We start from the raw sequence: 18,410 nt of genomic DNA on the forward strand, positions 1-18,410 counted from the left end.
AGGTTCCGATGAGTCAGGCCGTGGACGCGGCGGCCCCGCCGTCCGCGCCGGACGAGCGGCTCACCCGGTGGTCGCCGCTCGCCCGGCTGCTGGCGCGGCCCGAGGCCGGCTCGCTGGCCGGCGCGGTCGTCATCTACGTGTTCTTCTTCGCCGTGGCCCCGCCGTTCCGCGGGCTCGACGCCCTGGCGACGATCCTGTACGCCAGCTCGACGATCGGCATCCCGGCGGTCGCGGTGGCGCTGCTGATGATCGGCGGGGAGTTCGACCTGTCGGCGGGCGTGGCCGTGACGAGTTCGGCGCTGGTCGCCTCGATGCTGAGCTTCCAGCTCACGCTGAACCTGTGGGCCGGGGTCGCGGTGGGGCTGCTGCTGGCGCTGGGCGTCGGCGCGCTGAACGGCTACCTCGTCATGAAGACCGGGATCCCGAGCTTCCTCGTGACGCTGGCGACGTTCCTCATGCTGCAGGGCCTGAACCTGGCCATCACCAAGGTGATCACCGGCAACGTCGCCAGCCCCGACATCTCGGATATGGACGGCTTCGGGGCGGCGCAGAGGGTCTTCGCCGCCGAGTGGCGGATCGGCGGCCTGTCCCTGCGGATCAGCGTGGTGTGGTGGCTGCTGTTCACCGCGCTCGCCACCTGGGTGCTGCTGCGGACGCGGGTCGGTAACTGGATCTTCGCGGTCGGGGGAGCGGAGTCCAGCGCGCGGGCGGTCGGCGTCCCGGTCCGGCGGGTGAAGATCGGCCTGTTCATGGCCGTCGGGTTCCTGGCCTGGTTCACCGGCATGAACCTGCTGTTCTCGTTCACCACCGTCCAGTCCGGCGAGGGCGTCGGCAACGAGTTCCTGTACATCATCGCGGCGGTCATCGGCGGGTGCCTGCTCACCGGCGGGTACGGCTCGGCCATCGGCACCGCCACCGGCGCGTTCATCTTCGGGATGACCACCCAGGGCATCGTGTACGCGGGCTGGAATGCCGACTGGTTCAAGTTCTTCCTCGGCGCGATGCTGCTCGGCGCCACCCTCCTCAACCTCTGGGTCCGCCGGCGAACGGAGGCATCACGATGAGTGGAACGGCCACGCGGACGCCGCTGGTGCGGCTCACCGACTGCGAGAAGCGGTATGGCACGATCATCGCGCTGACCGGCGTGTCGCTGGAGGTCGACGCGGGCGAGGTGATCTGCGTGCTGGGCGACAACGGCGCCGGCAAGTCCACCCTCATCAAGATCATCTCCGGGATGCACCAGGCCGACGCCGGCACCTACGAGGTCGAGGGTGAGCCCGTACGCCTCGCGTCCCCGCGCGAGGCCCTCGAACGCGGCATCGCGACCGTGTACCAGGACCTCGCCGTCGTCCCGCTGATGCCGGTCTGGCGCAACTTCTTCCTCGGCTCGGAGGTCCGCAAGGGCGTCGGCCCGCTCAGCCGGCTCGACATCCGGTTCATGCGCGAGACCACACGCACCGAGCTGCACAACATGGGCATCGACCTGCGCGACGTCGACCAGCCGATCGGCACCCTGTCGGGCGGCGAACGCCAGTGCGTCGCCATCGCCCGCGCCGTCTACTTCGGAGCGAAGGTGCTCATCCTCGACGAGCCCACCGCCGCGCTCGGCGTCAAGCAGGCGGGCGTCGTGCTCCGCTACATCATGCGGGCCAAGGCGCGGGGACTCGGCGTCGTGTTCATCACCCACAACCCGCACCACGCGTACCCGGTCGGCGACCGGTTCCTGCTGCTGAACCGGGGGCGCCCGCTCGGCACGTACGACAAGGACGAGATCACCCGCGAACGCCTGACGACCCTGATGGCCGGCGGCGAGGAACTCGAACAGCTCAGCCACGAGCTCGAAGGAGCGGCCGATGCCGACCTCGGCCGCGTCGCCGAGGAGCTCGAGCAGGAGGTCGCCGAGCTGTCGGGCCGGGCCGCGCCGCCCGAGCCGCCGGGCTCCTGAACCGTACGGAGGAACATTGCGGGAACGGGTACTGGGCGTCGGGGTCATCGGCGCCGGGTGGATGGGGCACGTGCACGCCCGCGCGTACGCCCGGCTGCCGCACCACTATCCGGACCTGAAGATCCGGGCGCGCCTGGTCGCCGTGGCCGACACCGTCCCGGCCCAGGCCGAGGACTTCGCCGCCCGGTACGCCCCGGAGCGCGTGCACGCGGACTGGGCGGCCCTGCTGAAGGACCCCGAGATCGAGGCGGTCAGCGTCACCGCGCCGAACGCGTACCACCGGGAGATCGCGGTGGCGGCGGCCCGGGCGGGCAAGCACCTGTGGATCGAGAAACCGGTCGGCCTCACCGTCGACGACGCCCGCGCGGCGGCCGAGGCCGTGGCCCGGGCGGGCCTCCAGGCGACCGTCGGGTTCAACTACCGGAACCTGCCCGCCGTCGCCCGCGCCCGGCGCCTGATCGCCGGCGGCGCCATCGGAACGCCCACCCACGCTCGCGTCACCTTCCTCACCGACTACGCCGCGCACCCCGCCGGCGCGCTCACCTGGCGGTTCCTGCGGGCGCAGGGCGGCTCGGGCGCGCTCGGGGACCTCGGCTCCCATGGCGTCGACCTCGTACGGTTCCTCCTCGGCGACGTCGAACGGCTCGTCGCCGACACCGCCGTCTTCCTGCCCCGGCGCCCCCTCGCGGCGCCCGGCGGCAGCCACTACGCGGTCGTGGACACCCCCGGCGAGCCGACCGGCGCGGTGGAGAACGAGGACTACGTCTGCGCCCTGCTGCGGACGCGCGGCGAGGTCCGGGTCACCTTCGAGGCGGGGCGCACCGAGGTGGGAGCGCAGAACACCTACGGCTTCGTCGTGCAGGGGAGCGAGGGGCTGGTCGGCTGGGACTTCCGGCACGCCGGCGAACTGACGGTCGTCGCGGGCGGGGACTACCAGAACCAGCCCGCGGCGACCGTGTCCGCGGGCCCCGGGGACGGCGAGTACGCGCGATTCCAGCCCGGCGCCGGCATCGCGATGAGCTACGACGACACCAAGGTCATCGAGGCCGCCGCGTTCCTGCGGAGCATCGACGAGGGAGTTCCGCACGGCCCGACCCTGGAGGACGCCGTACGGAGCGCCGAGGTCCTGGACGCGATGGCGCGGTCTGCGGCGGCGTCCGCCTGGGTCGAGCTGTGATCTCTGCGGAACGTCACGCGTGATCGGCGCAGCACGGTGTGGGGTCGGCCACCTCGAAGGGGACCAGCACGTTCTTCCCGCCGGGCATGGCGGCCAGGGTGAGCAGGCCCGCACGCCACTCGGGCCGGATGTGGCCGCGGGTGTCGAGGCGCTCCGCCGGATCGGGCCGGCCGCCGCCGAGCACGACCACCTCGTCGATGGCCGAGGCGGTCAGCACGTCCCGGACGCTCAGCGATCCGGTGAGGGTCTCGGCCCCGGGAAAGACGACGGCACGACCGGCGGACCGCTCGGCGTGTTCACGGGCGGCCTCGGCGGCCGCCTCGGCGAGCTCGGCCGGACCTCGGCGGTGCCCTTCGCAGGCGAGGCCGAGTTCGGCCGGGACCTGTTCCGGTACGGCGGCGACGGTGAGGGAGACCGCGACGTGCGGCCGGCCCCGCCGCACCAGGTGGGTGCAGCCGATGGCGCCGGCCGGGCGGCCGAACTCCTCGAACAGCCGGTGAAGGAGGTGTTCGGCCGCCGCCAGCGTGGGCGATCCGTCGCTGGCGCCCACGATGATGACGCTCGTCATCGCCGGGGGAGCACCCAGATCGGGTTCGTGTAGAACCACAGGTCCTTCCACGGGTCGGCGTCGCCGAGCGCGTCGATCGCCGGTCCGTGCGGGTCGACGGCGGCGCCGCGCAGGCCGACCGCGCCGCGGTTCCCGTCGGTGCCGCGCAGCCGCAGGTACACGGGCCTGTCGACGGCGCCCAGCGAGTGGACGAACGTCACCGAGCCGGTGTTCTTGCCGACCTCGTAGGACTTGACGACCTTCGTGTTCGGCGCGACGAAGGTGTCCTTGTCCGACGCCGGGCCGGTCACGTCGCCCTGGATGACGTCCACCCGGGCGAGGGTCGGCACGAACTGCGCCCAGTTCGGCCGTCCGGCCAGGTCGACGGTGACCGTGAGCTCGACCCGGCTGCCGTCGCGGATGTGCAGCACGCCGCCGAGCGGGACACCTCGCTGCCCGCTTCCCGCGACGCGCACCCGTACGTCCAGGCCGCTGATCAGCCCGCCGTGGTCGACCCAGACGCGGCCCTCCCGCAGCGCCTGCATCACCGCCGCGTACGAGAACGACGTGGCGCCAACGTGAGTGCGGCTGTAGTAGCCCGGCCAGAAGTCGGTGTTGGTGAGGTTGACGGCGCCGCCGTAGACCGGGTCGTTGTAGTAGCCGTTGGTGTTGAAGTCGCTGTTCGGCCCGCGGGTGGCGGTGTCGGCGTAGACGTTGTGTGAGTCGGAGTTCGCGGTGATCCACCAGGGCTTGCCCTCGGCGAGCAGGCTGTCCCAGAGCCCGCCGACGGTCGCGGTCATCCAGTCGAAGCCGCCGTAGGTGCGGTAGCTCTCCAGCGGGTAGCCGGCGAAGGAGTCCGCGCTCGGGCTGTTGTCGTACAGGCCGCGCGCCGAGCCGGGGCCGTTCGGCTTGGGGAGGCCCGCGGCCTGGTGACCCGGCGCGCCCTCCATGCCGACCGCGATGGTCGGTTGCGCGTCCCGCCAGCCACGGATCTCGTGCGGGGAGTCGATGCCCTTGCGGGCGGGGTGGTTCGCCAGGAAGAGGGCGTCACCGATCTCGCGGCGGCGTACCGCGTCGGCCAGGAAGTTCACCCCGGCGATCGCGAGCGCCTCGTTGGCGGACGTGCCGGCGGTCGCGTTCTTGACCACGCCGTCGAAAGAGTTCTCGAACTCCTTCAGCACGGCGACCTCGTTCTTGCCCGGGTGGACGAAGACCGTGCCGTGCTCGGCGGCCGGGATGTTCCACTCCAGCCCCTGGAAGACCAGGGTGTCCTTGATCTGGGACCGGGCCGTGACGATGTCGGGGTTGACCTTCTCCACGCCGATCTTCGCGTGCTGGGCGCTGCCGTGGTCGGTGATGACCATCCAGTCCAGCCCGAACGCGTTCGCGTGCCGGACGTGGTCGATCACCCGGTACATGGCGTCGGAGCTGTACCGCGTGTGGATGTGGTGGTCGCCGGCCAGCCACAGGTAGCCGCCCCGCGGCTGGTGCGACGACGACACGACCTGGGCGGCCTTCGCCGGCGTGGCCGCGGCGGCGGCCGGCGAGCCCAGGACGCCGGTGGCGGCCGCGCCGGCCCCGAGGACGCCCGCGCCGCGCAGCAGGTTCCGCCGGGAGACCTCCGACGGCGACAGTTCCTTGTCCGGGATCGAGGTGTCCAGCAGCGGCGGAAGCTCGGCTGGCTCCCCATCGTGGTGATCGTGATGGTGGTGGTGTCCGTGGCCCATGTCAGCCCCTCGCGTCCCGCCGACCTCGGTGATCGGCTACGGGACGCACCCTGACGTGGGCCGATGAACGGTGCCCGAATGCGAGGCATCCGCTTTGCCATTGTTTTACCCTTGGCGGATGACTGACCCGGCGGGTGACCCGCCGTGGCGTGGGTCGAGGTGTGATCGTCCGGACGGCGGCTCGCGATGCGCGAAGCGGTCGCGGTCTGCGCTAGAGTTGTTCCGCTCGCTCGCGGCGGGCACCGGGACGTGGCCTAGCTTGGTAAGGCGTCTGACTGGGGGTCAGAAGATCGTGGGTTCAAATCCCGCCGTCCCGACACAGTGCGGCTAGCTCAGCTGCAGGTCAGGGCCCTGGATCACTTCGGTGAGAGGGGCCCTGACTGCTTTCCGGGGCCATTCGTCGCGCAACGTCTCACATGACTAGCTGATCTTGTGAATCTCCGCGAGTCGGCGCTGAAGCCTTCGCCGCTTCGGTATGACTTCGGATCGGGAATGGTCACCCGAGTGCCTGGCGAAGTTCCTCGACGTCCACACCTATGGCGGACAGTAGCGAGTGGCACGGGTCGTCGGGGTCCGCCAGCACCGCGGCCAGCAGGTGCGTGGTGCCGGTGGACGGGCTCTTGCGCTCATGGGCGAGCAGGCGTGCGCGGGTCAACGCCTTCTCGGCGCTGCTTTCCAGGGCGAGTGAACCTGCCTGCGGCCGGTCGCCCGGCCGGATCAGGTCGGCGACCGCGTTGAACGCGGCGGATGATGTGGCTCCTCGGGTACGCAGCAGCTCAGCACCCATGTTGACCTGGGCCACCCCGTCGCGGAACCGGCGGCCGGCGGTGGTGAGCTGGTCGTCCACGACGAGCATGGCGAGTAGCAGATGCGCGGTGGTCACGCGGGAATGTCCGAGCCGGATGGTCTGGCGCTTGGCTTCCATGCGCACCGTGGGCACGACAGGCGACCCGAAGCCACCGCTGGTGAGCAGCCTGCCGATGCGGCCTCCCCACCCTCTGCCCGCGGGTTTGTCGAGCATGCCCAGGTTGCACAGCCCGTCGACGCTGCGCATGTTCGGTTCGCCGTTCTGGTGCGCGCTCGGATGCACGGCGAGCCTGGCTCTGAGTTCGTCCCGATCCAGCCGCCGCTCGAGCAGTGCCTCACTTGCTCGGTTACCGGGATCGTGCAGCAGCCCCATGAGCATGTGGGTCTCGTTCGCCCAGGTGACGCCGAGGTCGTGAGCGGACACGAGCATCTGACCAAGCGCGGTGACCAGCGCTCCGCTGGGCAGCATGGGCTGGCTCTCCGGCGACGCCGACTTGTCACGCGGCTTCGCCGTCCGGCGAGCCACCCATTCGGCCTCGTGCAACAGCGCCGTGACCGCGGGCGCGGCCGGCGGGTCGTTCCTGTCATCGTCCCCGCTCAGCCAGACCGTGTCGTCCTTGGCCGAGATGACCGCCCTCAGCCCGCCGTTGCTGCGAGACAACAGATCCGCTGCCGCGGATTCGCCCTTGAGCAGCGCGAAGAGCAGATGCTGGGTTCCCACGGTCTGGCCGGTCTGGCCGGTCTGGGTGGCTTTCTCATACGCCCGGGCCAGCGACTCCACGACCTCGCGGGAGGCATCGGTGGTACCGGTGCTCGATGCGTTCATCATGCGGTCCCCTTCGTTGATCATCACGATGGAGCCTAGGAACGCGCCTTGTGCCGGGACATCTGCCGATCATCCGGACTTTATGGCCGATCGGCCACGATGAGCGAGCCGATCGGCGTTCAATGAGCTATGTTCACGGCCGAAGGTGAGGTGTCCGCAGATTTCTCCGCTGGTCGAACGGGCTCGCTCCCTCCGCATGGCCGTCGCCCGTGAGGCGGAACAAGCGCGGGCCGCCGTACGCTCTGCGGCGCCTCATGTGGTGGTCGGCGAACTGGCGATGTTCCTGATGGCGCTCGCCATCGGATTCTTGCCGCTCTGGATGTCACCGCCGTCGCCGCGCCACGTGACCGCCACCGCGGCGAGCGCGTTCTGGGCGGCACTGTTGGTTCCCGCCCGCAAGCGCTGGCCGGCCGGAGCGCTGCCGGCCACGGTGCCGGTGATCGCCGGCACCGATATCGGGGCGTTGGCGGTCCTGCCCCTGATCGCGTACTCGACGGCACGGCGCATCAGTCCCGCCCGGCGCCTTTGGCCGATGGTGCTGGCAACCGTGGGTGCCGGCCTTCCCCTCAGCGTGGTGGCGGAGACGACCGCCTCGGACGGACTTGGCGAGACGCTCGCCGGTTACGCGCTGAGCGCCGCACTTCTCCTCCTGCTACCGGCGTGGGCCGGGAGCCTGATGGGACGACGCCGTCCGCTGGTCCGATTGCTGCGGGAACGCAACGAGTACCTGGAGCGGACGCAGGTGCTCACCGGGGAAAAGGCGCGTATGAAGGAACGCGCACGCATCGCCACCGAAATGCACGACATGCTCGGACACCGGCTCAGCCTGATATCGATGCACGCCGGAGCGCTGGAACTCACCGCCGCCCAAGAGGCCCCTCGGGTGAGCGGCCAGGCCGAGCTTCTGCGCACCACGGCGGCGACGGCGATGGCCGAACTGCGTGAGATCCTCGAGGTTCTCCGTGACCCCATGGAGGGTGCTGCCGAAACCGCCAGCGAACGCAGCGGAACCCGAACCGATATCGCCGATCTCGTGACCGAGTCCCGACGGGCCGGTATCGACGTCGACCTGGCGTGGTCCGGCGGGGACCTCAACGACGCGGACCCGCGGACGCGCCACGCCCTTCACCGCGTCGTCCGCGAAGGCCTGACCAATGTGCACAAGCACGCCCGGACAGCACATACCAGGATCGAAGTCACCAACGACGCCGGCCGCGTCCGCGTACGCGTGATCAACGGCCCGGTACCGGGCACGCCCCAACGGCTCCCCGGCACCCGCCAGGGACTGGTCGGCCTGGACGAACGGATCGCTCTGCTCCACGGCGCCTTCACCGCCGGTCCCACGCCCGAGGGCGGATTCCTGGTCACGGCCGACCTCCCTCTCCGCCCGCCCGTCCCCATGCTCCCCGACCCCGCGGTGCGGCGCGATGTACCCGAACGGCCCAGGCCACTCGATGACGAAGTGCTCACGCTGCCCCGAGCCCTGGGTGCCGGATGCCTCGGGTTGCTGGTACTCGTTCCGGTCGCTGCCGGCACGGCCATGGTGATCATCATGCGAGCCCTACAATGACGCGGGTGATCCGGACCCTGATCGCCGATGACGAAACTCTCATGAGAGCCGGTATCCACCTCATCCTGGACAACGCCGACGACATCGAGGTCGTGGCCGAGGTACCCGACGGCCCCTCCGCCGTCCAAGCCTGCCGGGAACACGAAATCGACGTCGCCCTGCTGGATGTCCATATGCCCGGCGGCGGCCTAGCGGCCATTCCGGGCATCGCTCGCGAATCCCCAAAGACCAATATCGCCATGCTCACCGCCTTCGGCGACGACCACAACGTCGCCCAAGCCCTCCGAGCCGGCGCCGTAGGCTTCCTACTCAAGGACACCGGCCCCACCGAACTGATCCGAGCCGTACGCGTGGCCGCCACCGGCGAGTCGATCCTGGCGCCCCAGATCACCCGCCGGCTGATCGAACGCCACCTACTTTCCGACTCCGCGGACGCCGAACCGGCCAAACGCCGAATCGAGCGGCTCACCGACACCGAACGCGACGTACTCCGCCTGGTCACCGCCGGCCTGTCGAACGCGGAGATCGCCCAGCAACTCCACATGGGCACAGGCACCGCAAAGGCTCACATCAGCCGCATCCTCACCAAAGTCGGCTGCACCAACCGAGTCCAAGCCGCCATTCTGGCCCATGACGCCGGCCTATCAGCGGGCCCCTGAGCCGACACGGTTCCGCCCGAGGAAGCGGGGGTTTCCGCAGTGACGTCCATGTGCGCAATGAGAACGGGCGGCTCCCGACCGGGGAGCCGGAGCAGCAGGTGTTGCAGCGATGATGCGCGGCGGTGATCCGGCCTCGGCCTACTTCGAGGGGGCGGAGAGCACCGGATTCCCGCTGTGACCGTCTGAGTCGCGACCTTCTCACAGCCGTATCACGGACCTGCCGGACGAGGCCGGTAGTGCGATGGCCGACGAGGCCGGTCGGCCACCGACTTCCAGTGAAGGCCGACCGGGTCGGCGCTTACCGCGTCACCACCGGTCGATGCCCATCGCGTTCGCGGCGGAGTGGATCGCGTTGTAGTGCGGAATCGACATGTCGGCCCTCTTGTCCTTCGCGGGAAGGCCCGCGTCGGTCTGCCGGAATTCGTCGCGCGCCGCGGCCAGCAGGCTGGTTCCGTACCCGACGGCGACGTCGTCCTTCCCATGGATGGGGTGCGACTTGGCCGCCGTCTGGCTTCCGGCGTTGGCCAGGATGCTCCGCGCCTGGTTGTACGCGGCCGGCTTGATCGTCTTCGGGTTTGCCGCGACCGTGTGCGTACCGGCCGCCATGCGGGCGTTCCCGGTCCCGACGGCGGCGGATGCGGAGGCGGATGCGGAGGCGACGGTGACCGCTGCCGCCGCGGTGAGCCCGGCCCGGACGAGAAGCTTCATAGGATCCCTCTCTTGCTCGACACGGTGTTGCAAGGAGAGGTCTGCCCACCATGAGTCACTAGATGAACACGAAAAGCCACCTGCCTCGCACGTGGCTACCAAACCCTCACCTCGGGTCCGTACAGTCCTCGTTCGCAGCGCCGGGTGCCGCCGTCGTGAGGGAGTCGCGCCGATGGCGGGTGGTCCACAGACGCTTGGGACGAAGGCATTTGGACACCGTCACAACACTTCTCGTTGTTTTCTGTGACTTCTCCCGGATCGGCGTCCATGTTCCCCGCCGCATCATGGTGCCCAGGGTGCCGGCTCTGCGCCGTGTCTCTGACCACGCGTGAAGGGAAGCCCGTCCCCGGCGACGTCCGGGGACGGTCAACCGGCTCCCAGCCTGAGCGACACAGGGAAGGTGTCAGTCGATGAGTTCCGTCAGGACCAAGCTCGCGATCACCGCCGTAGCCACCGGCGCGCTCGTCACCACGACGGCCGGCACCGCCTACGCGGCCGGCGTCAGCCCCGCCAACACCACCGTCATCGCGGCCAGCTCGAATGCGAAGATCTCCATAGTGACGCCTGGGGCCGTCCTCAGCATCACCTGCTCGATCTCGACGATCCAGTTCACAACACCGCCGTCCGGGTACGGACCGGTGACGATCAGCCCGAACCCCACTTTCGGCAACTGCGGAGACGTCTACGGCGGCTCCGCGACCGTCAGCACCAGCGGCACGTGGCAGCTCACCGCCATCGCCGGCCCGACCGGCGTCCGGATCGGCATCCCCGCGGGCGGCCTGACGATCGTCGATCCGTCGATGCTCAAGGACTGTGTGCTGACCGCCCTCACCATGACGATCACCGGCAGCTACAACAACTCCACCGGCCAGGTCACGTTCTCGCATGCCCCGCTCAACCTCACCAGCGCCGTGTGCGGTGCAGTGCCTTCCTCGTACCTGGACGCCGTCTACTGGACCAGCCCGCACCTCACGATCACCTGAGGCCGCGCCTCTCCTTCAGTCGCTGCGCAGGCGGGCGAGCCGGGTGCGGATTCCCGCGAAGTGCGCGACCATCGCCGCCTCGACGGCCGCCCGGTCCTCGGCGACCACGGCGGTATAGATGTCGCGGTGCTTGCGGGCGACGTAGGCCGGGGTCTCGTCGGGGGCGCCCAGCTCGTCGCTGAGCTGGTGGAAGACCTGCCAGAAGGCGCCGAGGAGCCGGCCGACCAGCGGATTGCCCAACGGCCGGTAGAGCAGCTCGTGGAAGAGCCGGTCGGTCTCCGGTGAGACCGCGCCGACGAGCGCCTCGGCGTCCATCTGGTCGAGCACCTCGCGGGCGGGGGTCAGCAGGTCCACGAGGTTCGCGCCGCCGTGCCGGTCGATCAGGCGCGCGGCCAGGCCGTTCTCCAGGACCTCGCGGATCTCGGTGAGGTGGGCGAGGTGGCTCTGCTCGTCCTGCGGCCCGATGCGGCTGTGAAAGGCCAGCTCGTCGACCAGGCCGTTGAGCGACATTTGCCCGACGAACATGCCGAAGCCGTGGCGGATGTCGACGATGCCGACGGCCTGAAGGGCCTTCAGGGCCTCCCGGACCGAGTTGCGGCCGATGTCCAGCTCCTGCATCAGCTCGGACTCGGTCGGCATCGGGTCGCCGGCGGCCAGCCCGCGTCGGACGATCAGCTCTTTGACCGCCTCCTGCACCTCGAAAGCCCGGCTCAGCCGGCGGCCTCGAGCAGGAGTCGGCCTTCCGGGCCCGGTGAGGGGGCGGCCGTCGTGCAATGTCACGGACATCTCCTGGTCATCTGCTCTTGACGGGAAACGTAACCGACTTCTAGTCTCCGACGCTATCAGAGATGGGACGTGGGACGTCCCACCTTTGCCTCCGAAATTCCGTGCCTACCTGACGAGCCCACCACCGGGAGACACCGTGAGCGCTCCGCGATCCGCCTTCAACCGCCGCGACTTCCTGCGCTACAGCGGGATAATGAGCGCTGCGGCCGCCCTCTCCACCACGGTCTCCGCGTGCGGTGGCCCCGCCTCGACCGGCTCGTCCGGCTCCGGTGGCAACAAGGACCTCGCCACCGTGGTCATCGGCTACGGCAACGACCAGACCTGGGACCCGACCATGACCGCGTCGGCGTTCGCCATGGCCGGCAACAACCACATCTACGAGGGGCTGGTCGACACCGACCCGATCACCCGCGCGCCGTACCCGGCGCTGGCCACGGCACTGCCCGCGGACACCTCGGCGACGACGTGGAAGTTCACGCTGCGGCAGGGCGCCAAGTGGCATGACGGGCAGCCGGTCACCGTGGACGACGTGCTGTTCACCTTCGACCGCGTGCAGGACCCCTCCACCCTGGTGTCCTCCTTCTTCACCACGTGGCTGAAGGAGGTCCGCAAGGTCGACGAGAGCACGGTCGAGCTCGTCTTCAAGTTCCCCTTCCCGGACGCGCTGCAGCGACTGACCATCGCCAAGATCATGCCGAAGCACGTCTTCGGTCAGCCGGGCGCCTGGGACGCCGCCAAGAACGGCAAGGCGATCGGCTCGGGCCCGTACAAGATGACCGCGCACAACCCGAAGTCCAACACCATGTTCGAGGCGTTCGCCGACTACAACGGCCCCCGCAAGCCGGCGATCAAGAAGATGAACTGGCTGTCGATCGTGGACGCCTCGGCCCGGGTCGCGAAGATCTCCGGTGGCAGCGCGGAGGCGCAGATCGCCGACAACGTGCCGTACGCCAACATCGACCAGCTCCGCAAGCAGGGGCTGACCGTCGAGGGCGGCAAGGGCATGAACCACATGTTCCTGATGTTCAACACCGGCCAGAAGCCGTTCGACGACGTGCGGGTACGCCAGGCGCTGCTCTACGCCATCGACACGAAGAAGATGATCGACGTGGCGCTCAAGGGCCACGGCACGCCCGCCAGCAGCTTCCTCAACAAGGAGAACCCGGCGTACGCCCCGGCCAAGACGGTCTACGACTACAACCCGGACAAGGCCAAGTCGCTGCTCTCCGCCGCGGGCGTGAAGAACCTGTCGGTCAACCTGATGGCGGTCAACGTGAGCTGGATCGCCGACTGCCTGCCGACGATCGCCAACTCCTGGAACGCCATCGGCGTCAAGACCTCGCTCGAGCCGCAGGACACCAGCGCGCTGTTCACGAAGATGGACCAGTCGCAGAGCTACCAGGTCGTCGCGGCCGCCTCGAACCCCAACCAGTTCGGCCTCGACGCCGATCTGATCCTGCGTTACAACTACACGTCCGGCGGCACCTGGATGAAGTACACCAAGTGGGACAAGAGCTCGGACGCCAAGGCGCTGTTCGCGCTCATGGACCGCGCGACCCGGGAGTCGGACTCCGCCAAGAAGCTCGAGCTGCTGCACCAGTACCTCGACGTCATCGCCGAGCAGGCCGTGCTCTACCCGGTCCTGCACACCGAGCTGATGACCGCGTGGAACCCCAAGAAGCTCACCGGCGTCCGCCCGCAGGCGTACCCCGGCGTCAACCTGCTGCAGGCCAAGCGCCTCTGACCGCCCGCCTCCGTACCCCGATCCGAATCCTCAGGAGGCATCCGTGGCAGCGATCGCCAGAATGCTGGTGCGCCGCGTCCTCATCCTGATACCCATGCTGCTGGGCGTGGTCCTGTTCGTCTTCCTCATCATGCGGTTCTCCAAGAACAAACCGGAGTACGCCTACTTCCAGGGAGCCAACCCGACCGCGGCGCAGATCCACCAGTTCCAGGTGGACAACGGCCTGCTCGACCCGCTGCCCGTGCGGTACGTGCGGTTCGTCGGCCAGCTGCTGCGCGGCGACATGGGGACCAGCGCGCTCACCAAGGCGCCGGTGCGCAGCTCCATCGCCACCGCCCTGCCGCTGACCCTCCAGCTCACCCTGTTCGGCGTCGTCATCGCGATCGTGCTGTCGGTGCTGTTCGGCGTCATCGCGGCGATCTTCCGGGACCGCTGGCCCGACCAGGTCATCCGGCTCGTGTCGCTGATCGGGGTGGCCTCACCGGCGTTCTGGCTGGCGCTGCTGATGATCCAGTACCTGGCGGTCGACCGCGGCTGGTTCCCGACCGGCGGGTACATCAACCCGGCCGACTCCGTGAGCGGCTGGCTGCGGTCGCTGACGCTGCCGGCGCTCGCCCTGTCGCTGCCCATCGCGGCCTACCTCACCCGGATCATCCGCACGTCGATGGTCGAGGAACTCGACAGGGACTACGTACGGACCGCCATCGGCAGCGGCCTGCCACCGGTCGTCGTGGTCGGCCGGAACGTGCTGCGCAACGCGCTGATCAACCCGCTGACCGTGCTCGGCCTGCGGGTCGGGTACCTGCTCGGCGGCGCGGTCGTCATCGAGACGATCTTCGCGCTGCCGGGCATGGGCCAGCTCATGATCACCGCGGTGCGCAACGGCGACCCGGCGGTCGTGCAGGGCGTCGTGATCACCATCGCGGTCGGCTTCGTGGTCGTCAACCTCCTCATCGACGTCCTGTACCTGCTGGTCAACCCCCGACTGAGGAGCGCCGCCTGATGCGCAGTGGACTGGCGAACCGACTGTCGCGGGCGGGCATCGGCTTCCGTCGCCTCGGCCCGACGTCCTGGATCTCCCTGGCCGTCGTGGTCGTCATCATCCTCGCCGCGGTCCTCGCCCCGGTACTGGCCCCGCACTCCCCGTACGTCCAGGAGGCCACTGGCGGCGGCCCGAGCGCGTCGCACTGGATGGGTCTGGACAGCGCCAACCGCGACATCTTCACGCGCCTGCTGTACGGCGCGCGCTGGTCGCTGGTGATCGGGCTCGGCGCGACCGCCATCGCGCTGGTCGCCGGTGCCGTGATCGGCGCGGTCGCCGGGACCTCGCGGCGGTCCGTCGACGAGGCGATCATGCGCACGCTCGACGTCATCATGGCCTTCCCCGGCATCGCGCTCGCCGCCGTGCTGGTGGCGGTGTTCGGCGGCAGCATCCCGGTGCTGGTCCTGGCCATCGCGTTCCTCTACATGCCGTCGGTGGCCCGCGTCGTACGGGCGAACGTCCTGGCCCAGTACGGCGAGGACTACGTCGCGGCCGAGCGGGTCATCGGCGCCCGCGCCCCGCACATCCTGCTCCGGCACGTGGCCGTCAACTGCGCCGCGCCGATCCTCGTGTACTGCACGGTGATGGTGGCCGACGCGATCGTGTTCGAGGCGTCCCTGTCGTTCGTCGGCGCGGGCGTGCGCCCGCCGGACCCGTCGTGGGGCAGCGTCATCGCCGACGGCCGGAACATGGTGCTCACCGGTGGGTGGTGGGCCACCATCTTCCCCGGTCTGCTGATCCTCATCACGGTGCTCGCCCTCAACATCCTCGCCGAGGGCATCTCCGACGCCTGGGCCGCGCCGGCCGCGCGACCGGCGGAGACGACCCGGGCCGGCGCCACGCGGCGCGCGGCGCCCGGCCCGGTGACCGAGCTGAAGGGGCTCATGGAGGCCGCCCGGCGCCTGGCCGAACGCGCCCGGCCGCTGCGGGACGGCGAACCCATCGTGCGGGTGAAGGACCTGCGGATCGGCTTCGACGACCGCCACGACGGCGTCGACATCGTGGACGGCATCTCCTTCGACGTACGACCGGGCGAGGTGCTCGGCCTGGTCGGCGAGTCCGGCTGTGGCAAGTCCCTGACCGCGTTGACGGTCATGGGCCTGGAGCCGCGGGGCGCGCGGGTGGGCGGCGAGATCACCTTCGACGGCCGTGACCTGCTGTCGATGTCCAAGGGCGACCGGCGGCGGCTGCTCGGCCACGACATGGCGATGATCTACCAGGACGCACTGTCGTCGCTGAACCCGGCGATGACCGTACGGGCGCAGCTCAAGCAGGTCGTCCGGCGCGGCGGCCGGCGCACCCCGGCGGAGCTGCTGGAGCTCGTCGGGCTCGACCCCGCCCGCACGCTCTCGTCGTACCCGCACGAGCTATCCGGCGGGCAGCGCCAGCGGGTGCTCATCGCGATGGCCCTCTCCCGCGATCCGAAACTGATCATCGCGGACGAGCCGACGACGGCCCTGGACGTGACCGTGCAGGCGCAGGTGATCGAGCTGCTGCTGCGGCTGCGCGAGGAGCTGGACTTCGCGCTCATCCTCGTCTCCCACGACCTCGCCCTGGTCGCCGACGTCACCGACCGGGTGGTCGTCATGTACGGCGGGCAGATCGTGGAGAAGGGGGCGACCCCGGCCGTCGTCGGCAACCCCGCCCACCACTACGCGCGCGGCCTGCTGGGCTCGGTCCTGTCGCTGGAGTCCAACGCGGAGCGCCTCACCCAGATCCCGGGTGTCGTGCCCTCGCCCGCGGACTTCCCGGCCGGCTGCCGGTTCGCCGACCGGTGCCCCGCCGCCACCGAGGTCTGCCACGCGGAGACTCCACTCCTGGAGGGACGAGGCCGCTTCCACGTGGTGGCCTGTCACCACCCGGCGGCCGACGTATCGGCCTCCCTGTCCGCCGCCGGCGCGGCCGCCGCGCCTGCCGACCCGCCGGAGGGGTCATGACTTCCGAGACTTCCAAGGCGATTCTCGAGCTGAACGACATCCACGTCGTGCACAAGGCACGCTCCGGCGGCCTGTTCACGCGTGACCGCGTGTACGCGCTGACCGGCGCGGACCTGACCGTTCGACCCGGTGAGACGATCGGCGTCGTCGGCGAGTCCGGCTGCGGCAAGTCGACCCTCGCCCGGGTGCTGGTCGGCCTGCAGCGGCCGACCGCCGGTACGGTCGCCTTCGAGGGACGTGACGTCTGGTCGATGTCCGGCGCCGCCCGCCGCGAGGCCATCGGGTCGAGCATCGGCATGGTCTTCCAGGACCCCTCCACGGCCCTGAACCGCCGCCTGCCGGTCCGCCGGATCCTGCGGGACCCGCTGGACGTGCGGCGCGTCGGCACCCCGGACGAGCGCGAGGAACGCGTCCGCGAGCTCATCGACCTGGTCGGCCTGCCCGCGAGCGCGGCGGACCGGCTGCCCGCCCAGCTGTCCGGCGGGCAGCGGCAGCGGGTGGCGATCGCCCGCGCGCTCGCGCTGCGGCCACGGTTGCTGGTCGCCGACGAGCCGACCAGCGCGCTCGACGTCTCGGTCCGCGCGCAGATCCTCAACCTGCTGCAGGACCTGAAGGAGCGGTTCGGCCTCGCCATGGTCTTCGTCTCCCACGACATCCAGACCGTGCGGCGGATGAGCGACCGGGTCGTGACCATGTACCTCGGCCGGATCGTCGAGCAGACACCCGCCGAGGCCGTGCCGGGCGCGGCCCGGCATCCGTACACGCGGGCGCTGTTCTCCGCCACGCCGGGCCTGCTGTCCCCGATCGACCCGATCCCGCTGACCGGCCCGGTCCCGTCGGCGACCCGGCCGCCCTCCGGTTGCCCCTTCCGCACCCGGTGCTGGAAGGCCGACGAGACCTGCGCCGCCGAGATGCCCGACGCGGAGGAGGACGCCGGCGGCTTCTTCCGTTGCCACCACCCCGTCCTCGCCGGCGCGACCGACCGCGAACTCATCACCCAAGCACAGGAGCGTTAATCGATGAACAACGCCGCACCGCTGTCCGGCGTCATTCCCCCCGTCTGCACCCCGCTGACCCCGGAGCGGGAGGTGGACACCGCCTCGCTGACCCGGCTGGTGGACCACCTGCTGGAGGGCGGAGTGCACGGGCTGTTCGTCCTCGGCTCGTCGTCGGAGGCCGCGTTCCTGCCCGACGGGCACCGCCGGACCGTGCTGGACACCGTGGTCGGCCACGTCGCGGGGCAGGTGCCGGTGCTGGCCGGCGTCATCGACATGACCGCGCCCCGGGTCGCCGACCACGCGCGGGCGGCGGCCGAGGCCGGCGCCGACGCCCTGGTGGCGACCGCGCCCTTCTACGCCCGCACCCATCCGGCGGAGATCGCCACGCACTTCCGGACGGTCGCGGCCGTGGCGGACGTCCCGGTGTACGCCTACGACCTGCCGGTGGCCGTGCACAGCAAGCTCACCGCGAACGTGCTGCTGGAGCTTGCCGCCGACGGCGTGCTCGCCGGGCTCAAGGACTCCAGCGGCGACGACGCCGGGCTGCGGGAGGTGATCCTGGGCCGCCGGGACCGCGGTCTGGAGTCCTTCGCGGTGCTGACCGGCTCGGAGCTGACCGTCGACTCCGCGCTGTGGATGGGCGCCGACGGCGTCGTCCCCGGCCTGGGCAACGTCGATCCGCACGGCTACGTCCGCCTGTACGAGGCCGCGGCACGGGGCGATTGGACCGCCGCGCGCGAGGAGCAGGAGCGGCTGTTCCGCCTCTTCGGGCTGGTGCACGTCGGCGGCCCGCACATGGGCCGCAGCTCCTCCGCGCTGGGGGCGTTCAAGGCGGCGCTGTTCCTGCGCGGCGTCATCGCCCACCCGACGACCGCGCTGCCGCAGGTGCCGCTCGACGGCGCCGAGATCGACCAGGTCAAGTCCTTCCTGTCCGAAGCCGCCCTCATCTGACCC

General features: G+C 70.3%; 16 protein-coding genes and 1 tRNA gene. 12 read left to right on the forward strand and 5 right to left on the reverse strand.

The window, feature by feature from the left end; genetic code table 11:
* Positions 1-8: 8 nt before the first annotated feature.
* The 3 genes from AB0L00_RS26975 to AB0L00_RS26985 are packed head-to-tail and all read left to right on the forward strand — an operon-like array spanning position 9 to position 3,122.
* Entirely contained in the window at positions 9-1,064 is a 1,056-nt protein-coding gene (locus tag AB0L00_RS26975; protein WP_364439626.1) for an ABC transporter permease, read from the forward strand.
* On the forward strand, positions 1,061-1,945 hold the full coding sequence (locus tag AB0L00_RS26980) for an ATP-binding cassette domain-containing protein (RefSeq protein ID WP_364439629.1): 885 nt from the start codon (positions 1,061-1,063) through the stop codon (positions 1,943-1,945). The genes AB0L00_RS26975 and AB0L00_RS26980 overlap by 4 nt, the downstream gene beginning before the upstream one ends.
* 16 nt (positions 1,946-1,961) lie before the next feature.
* Complete coding sequence (locus tag AB0L00_RS26985) at positions 1,962-3,122, forward strand: Gfo/Idh/MocA family oxidoreductase (RefSeq protein ID WP_364439632.1); 1,161 nt, start codon at positions 1,962-1,964, stop codon at positions 3,120-3,122.
* A 13-nt stretch (positions 3,123-3,135) separates the two neighbouring features.
* Here AB0L00_RS26985 and AB0L00_RS26990 read toward each other — a convergent pair whose 3' ends face one another.
* Both AB0L00_RS26990 and AB0L00_RS26995 read right to left on the reverse strand, forming a co-directional pair.
* Positions 3,136-3,690 (reverse strand): hypothetical protein, encoded by a 555-nt coding sequence (locus AB0L00_RS26990; RefSeq protein WP_364439635.1) that lies wholly within the window; start codon positions 3,688-3,690, stop codon positions 3,136-3,138.
* A complete protein-coding gene (locus AB0L00_RS26995) occupies positions 3,687-5,396 on the reverse strand; it encodes a PHP domain-containing protein (RefSeq protein ID WP_364439638.1) in 1,710 nt (569 codons plus the stop codon). Before AB0L00_RS26995 ends, AB0L00_RS26990 begins: the two co-directional genes overlap by 4 nt.
* Before the next feature lie 243 nt (positions 5,397-5,639).
* Between AB0L00_RS26995 and AB0L00_RS27000 the strand changes: the two genes are divergently transcribed.
* Positions 5,640-5,713, forward strand: a tRNA-Pro gene (locus tag AB0L00_RS27000).
* A gap of 179 nt (positions 5,714-5,892) precedes the next feature.
* Here AB0L00_RS27000 and AB0L00_RS27005 read toward each other — a convergent pair.
* Positions 5,893-7,053 (reverse strand): Clp protease N-terminal domain-containing protein, encoded by a 1,161-nt coding sequence (locus AB0L00_RS27005; RefSeq protein WP_364439641.1) that lies wholly within the window; start codon positions 7,051-7,053, stop codon positions 5,893-5,895.
* Between the two features lie 235 nt (positions 7,054-7,288).
* On the opposite strand from AB0L00_RS27005, the gene AB0L00_RS27010 reads away from it, so the two are divergent.
* On the forward strand, positions 7,289-8,599 hold the full coding sequence (locus tag AB0L00_RS27010) for a histidine kinase (RefSeq protein ID WP_364439643.1): 1,311 nt from the start codon (positions 7,289-7,291) through the stop codon (positions 8,597-8,599).
* Positions 8,596-9,258 (forward strand): response regulator transcription factor, encoded by a 663-nt coding sequence (locus AB0L00_RS27015; RefSeq protein ID WP_364439646.1) that lies wholly within the window; start codon positions 8,596-8,598, stop codon positions 9,256-9,258. The genes AB0L00_RS27010 and AB0L00_RS27015 overlap by 4 nt, the downstream gene beginning before the upstream one ends.
* A 306-nt stretch (positions 9,259-9,564) precedes the next feature.
* Here the strand turns inward: AB0L00_RS27015 and AB0L00_RS27020 are convergent, their stop codons facing one another.
* The gene (locus AB0L00_RS27020; RefSeq protein WP_364439649.1) at positions 9,565-9,966 is read right to left on the reverse strand and encodes a hypothetical protein; all 402 of its coding nucleotides are present in this window, start codon (positions 9,964-9,966) and stop codon (positions 9,565-9,567) included.
* Positions 9,967-10,376: 410 nt separating this feature from the next.
* Here AB0L00_RS27020 and AB0L00_RS27025 point away from each other — a divergent pair, with 410 nt between their 5' ends.
* Positions 10,377-10,949: a hypothetical protein gene (locus tag AB0L00_RS27025; protein WP_364439651.1), complete on the forward strand. Its 573-nt coding sequence runs from the start codon at positions 10,377-10,379 to the stop codon at positions 10,947-10,949.
* Between the two features lie 15 nt (positions 10,950-10,964).
* Here the strand turns inward: AB0L00_RS27025 and AB0L00_RS27030 are convergent, their stop codons facing one another.
* The gene (locus tag AB0L00_RS27030; RefSeq protein WP_364439654.1) at positions 10,965-11,729 is read right to left on the reverse strand and encodes a GntR family transcriptional regulator; all 765 of its coding nucleotides are present in this window, start codon (positions 11,727-11,729) and stop codon (positions 10,965-10,967) included.
* A 142-nt stretch (positions 11,730-11,871) separates the two neighbouring features.
* Between AB0L00_RS27030 and AB0L00_RS27035 the strand changes: the two genes are divergently transcribed.
* The 5 genes from AB0L00_RS27035 to AB0L00_RS27055 are packed head-to-tail and all read left to right on the forward strand — an operon-like array spanning position 11,872 to position 18,407.
* Complete coding sequence (locus AB0L00_RS27035; protein WP_364439657.1) at positions 11,872-13,479, forward strand: ABC transporter substrate-binding protein; 1,608 nt, start codon at positions 11,872-11,874, stop codon at positions 13,477-13,479.
* A 43-nt stretch (positions 13,480-13,522) separates the two neighbouring features.
* Complete coding sequence (locus tag AB0L00_RS27040; protein WP_364439660.1) at positions 13,523-14,482, forward strand: ABC transporter permease; 960 nt, start codon at positions 13,523-13,525, stop codon at positions 14,480-14,482.
* A complete protein-coding gene (locus AB0L00_RS27045; protein WP_364439663.1) occupies positions 14,482-16,458 on the forward strand; it encodes a dipeptide/oligopeptide/nickel ABC transporter permease/ATP-binding protein in 1,977 nt (658 codons plus the stop codon). Before AB0L00_RS27040 ends, AB0L00_RS27045 begins: the two co-directional genes overlap by 1 nt.
* Positions 16,455-17,474, forward strand: a complete 1,020-nt coding sequence (locus AB0L00_RS27050; RefSeq protein WP_364439666.1) for an ABC transporter ATP-binding protein — start codon at positions 16,455-16,457, stop codon at positions 17,472-17,474. The genes AB0L00_RS27045 and AB0L00_RS27050 overlap by 4 nt, the downstream gene beginning before the upstream one ends.
* A 3-nt stretch (positions 17,475-17,477) precedes the next feature.
* A complete protein-coding gene (locus AB0L00_RS27055) occupies positions 17,478-18,407 on the forward strand; it encodes a dihydrodipicolinate synthase family protein (RefSeq protein WP_364439669.1) in 930 nt (309 codons plus the stop codon).
* Positions 18,408-18,410: the final 3 nt, after the last annotated feature.

The sequence above is a fragment of the Actinoallomurus sp. NPDC052308 genome (assembly GCF_040679195.1).
GTDB lineage: Bacteria > Actinomycetota > Actinomycetes > Streptosporangiales > Streptosporangiaceae > Actinoallomurus > Actinoallomurus liliacearum.

Bases quoted from the DNA above. Each gene is read 5' to 3' on its own strand.
- AB0L00_RS26975 (WP_364439626.1), top strand. From the start codon at position 9: ATGAGTCAGGCCGTGGACGCGGCGGCCCCGCCGTCCGCGCCGGACGAG.
- AB0L00_RS26980 (WP_364439629.1), top strand. From the start codon at position 1,061: ATGAGTGGAACGGCCACGCGGACGCCGCTGGTGCGGCTCACCGACTGC.
- AB0L00_RS26990 (WP_364439635.1), bottom strand. From the start codon at position 3,690: ATGACGAGCGTCATCATCGTGGGCGCCAGCGACGGATCGCCCACGCTG.
- AB0L00_RS26995 (WP_364439638.1), bottom strand. From the start codon at position 5,396: ATGGGCCACGGACACCACCACCATCACGATCACCACGATGGGGAGCCA.
- AB0L00_RS27005 (WP_364439641.1), bottom strand. From the start codon at position 7,053: ATGATCAACGAAGGGGACCGCATGATGAACGCATCGAGCACCGGTACC.
- AB0L00_RS27015 (WP_364439646.1), top strand. From the start codon at position 8,596: ATGACGCGGGTGATCCGGACCCTGATCGCCGATGACGAAACTCTCATG.
- AB0L00_RS27020 (WP_364439649.1), bottom strand. From the start codon at position 9,966: ATGAAGCTTCTCGTCCGGGCCGGGCTCACCGCGGCGGCAGCGGTCACC.
- AB0L00_RS27025 (WP_364439651.1), top strand. From the start codon at position 10,377: ATGAGTTCCGTCAGGACCAAGCTCGCGATCACCGCCGTAGCCACCGGC.
- AB0L00_RS27045 (WP_364439663.1), top strand. From the start codon at position 14,482: ATGCGCAGTGGACTGGCGAACCGACTGTCGCGGGCGGGCATCGGCTTC.
- AB0L00_RS27050 (WP_364439666.1), top strand. From the start codon at position 16,455: ATGACTTCCGAGACTTCCAAGGCGATTCTCGAGCTGAACGACATCCAC.
- AB0L00_RS27055 (WP_364439669.1), top strand. From the start codon at position 17,478: ATGAACAACGCCGCACCGCTGTCCGGCGTCATTCCCCCCGTCTGCACC.